The 1,708-nt window shown below is 66.0% G+C and carries 4 protein-coding genes; 1 reads left to right on the forward strand and 3 read right to left on the reverse strand.

Annotation, left to right across the window (positions count from 1 at the left end; translation table 11 throughout):
* Positions 1-289: DUF2237 family protein (locus tag GJ629_RS17380; RefSeq protein WP_370515940.1), on the reverse strand; the 289-nt coding region annotated here is incomplete at its 3' end.
* Positions 290-457: 168 nt separating this feature from the next.
* Here GJ629_RS17380 and dpsA point away from each other — a divergent pair.
* Positions 458-1,003 carry a DNA starvation/stationary phase protection protein DpsA gene (dpsA, locus tag GJ629_RS15680; RefSeq protein ID WP_157513837.1) on the forward strand — a complete coding sequence of 182 codons (546 nt, stop codon included), beginning with the start codon at positions 458-460 and terminating at the stop codon, positions 1,001-1,003.
* 24 nt (positions 1,004-1,027) lie between these two features.
* On the opposite strand, the gene GJ629_RS15685 is transcribed toward dpsA, so the two are convergent.
* Together GJ629_RS15685 and GJ629_RS16575 are read right to left on the reverse strand one after the other, a co-directional pair.
* Entirely contained in the window at positions 1,028-1,396 is a 369-nt protein-coding gene (locus GJ629_RS15685; RefSeq protein WP_157513838.1) for a hypothetical protein, read from the reverse strand.
* Positions 1,397-1,499: 103 nt separating this feature from the next.
* Positions 1,500-1,708, reverse strand: a 209-nt coding sequence (locus GJ629_RS16575) for a hypothetical protein (RefSeq protein WP_197428684.1), incomplete at its 5' end; no start/stop codon positions are given.

Consider the following 1,708-nt stretch of genomic DNA (forward strand, 5'->3'; position numbering starts at 1 on the left):
ACCGGCGGCGCGCGCCGGCGTCCAGCGCTTCGACCCACCGGTCGACACAGAGACACCACCGGTCGCCGGGTTCGAGGCCGGGGAAGTCAACTTCCGGACGGGGCGTGATCAGGTCGTTGCCGCGCTGTTTGCTGTAACGCAGAAACTCGTCGGTGACGACCGCACACAGGTGGTGGCGGCCGCGGTCACCGTCGACGGCACTGCAGTGGCCGTCGCGGAGATAGCCAGTCTCCGGGTCGGTGCTACAAGCTTGCAGTTCCTCGCCGAGGACGTTCGTCTGCACGACCACCGCTTGTCGCCGGCGACTGAAATCGGTGACGCCGACGGCCGTAGTCACACCGTTCTTATGTAATACCCGAATACTGGGGCAGTTAGTGTGAGAATATATTTTGGATTCGCGAAGAAATATTCTCGTACCTGAATCTTTAAGACCCTGGCGCGAGTACCGAAGAGTGCAATGAGTACACAGAAGACGGTCCGTCAGGAAGCCGGCACAGTAGAGGACAACGAACTCCGGCTGGAGACGGCCAAAGCGGAACAGGTCGTCGAGGCCCTCAACACGGACCTCGCGGCGACGTACGTGCTGTACCACCAACTGAAGAAACACCACTGGAACGTCGAGGGCGCGGAGTTCAACGACATCCACGTCTTCCTCGGCGACGCGGCCGGCAACGCCGAGGAGGCGGCCGACGAACTCGCCGAGCGGCTACAGGCCATCGGCGGAACGCCCATCGCAAACGGCAAGCGACTCGAGGAGCACGCGCCGGTCGAACCCGAGGGCGAGGACGTCTACGACATCCGGACCTCTCTGGAGAACGATCTAGACATCTACGGCGACATCATCGAGAGCCTGCGGGACCACGTCGAACTGGCGACGAACCTCGGCGACCACGCGACGGCACAGCTCCTTCGTGAGATTCTCGTCGAAGTCGAGGAAGACGCCCACCACATCGACCACTACCTCGAGGACGACACGCTCGTCGTCGGCGAAGCGACCAACTAAAACCGCGACGGACTTTTCCCAGACTCAGCGGCGCTCGACGGCCGCCATCCCGTCGACGAACTCGTACTCCTCGCCGTCGAGGGTGAAGGTATGGCTACCGTCATCGTGCATCGTGAGCCCGAACGGAACAGTCGTGTCGTCGCCGAAGCGGACGACGCCGGACTCCGCGCTGTCGGTCTTGCGTTCGGTGACCGTCCGTTCGTGGGCGCCGTAGCCCGCCTCCAGTTGCTGCCAGTGTGACTGGAGTCGGGCCGCGGCGACGACGTCGGGGGAGTCAGAACAGAACACCGAGTCGACGTAGACGGGGCCCTCGACGCCGCTCGCGCCGCGGCCGTACGGCCCCTCGCTGGCCGGTCGGTCGGCGCGTTCGAAGACGACGTCGAGCGCCGTCACGCTGTCGAGGAGCGCCTCGTCCGCGCCGCGGAGGTCCCAGTAGAGTCGGATCGGCTGTCCCTGCGGGGCGTGAAACGCCCGCGAGGTACGCTCGTGGGAGGGGTCACCCGCCCTCGCCGCGCCCGCGGTGACCCGTGGGGAAGCCGGTCGGCGAACCGCGGGCGGAGCGCTCGTCGCGTCGGAGCCGGAGGCGTGCGCGGACCGGCGCGTCGGTGCCCCGGAGCGACCCGGGCATCACCGTCGCTGTCAGCGACCGGTAGCGCGTGAGGTCAGTGTCTCTGATCGGTCCGGTCGTCGATATCGTCGCGCGTT

Source organism: Halapricum sp. CBA1109 (assembly GCF_009741825.1).
Taxonomy (GTDB): domain Archaea; phylum Halobacteriota; class Halobacteria; order Halobacteriales; family Haloarculaceae; genus Halapricum.

Bases quoted from the DNA above. Each gene is read 5' to 3' on its own strand.
- dpsA (WP_157513837.1), top strand. From the start codon at position 458: ATGAGTACACAGAAGACGGTCCGTCAGGAAGCCGGCACAGTAGAGGAC.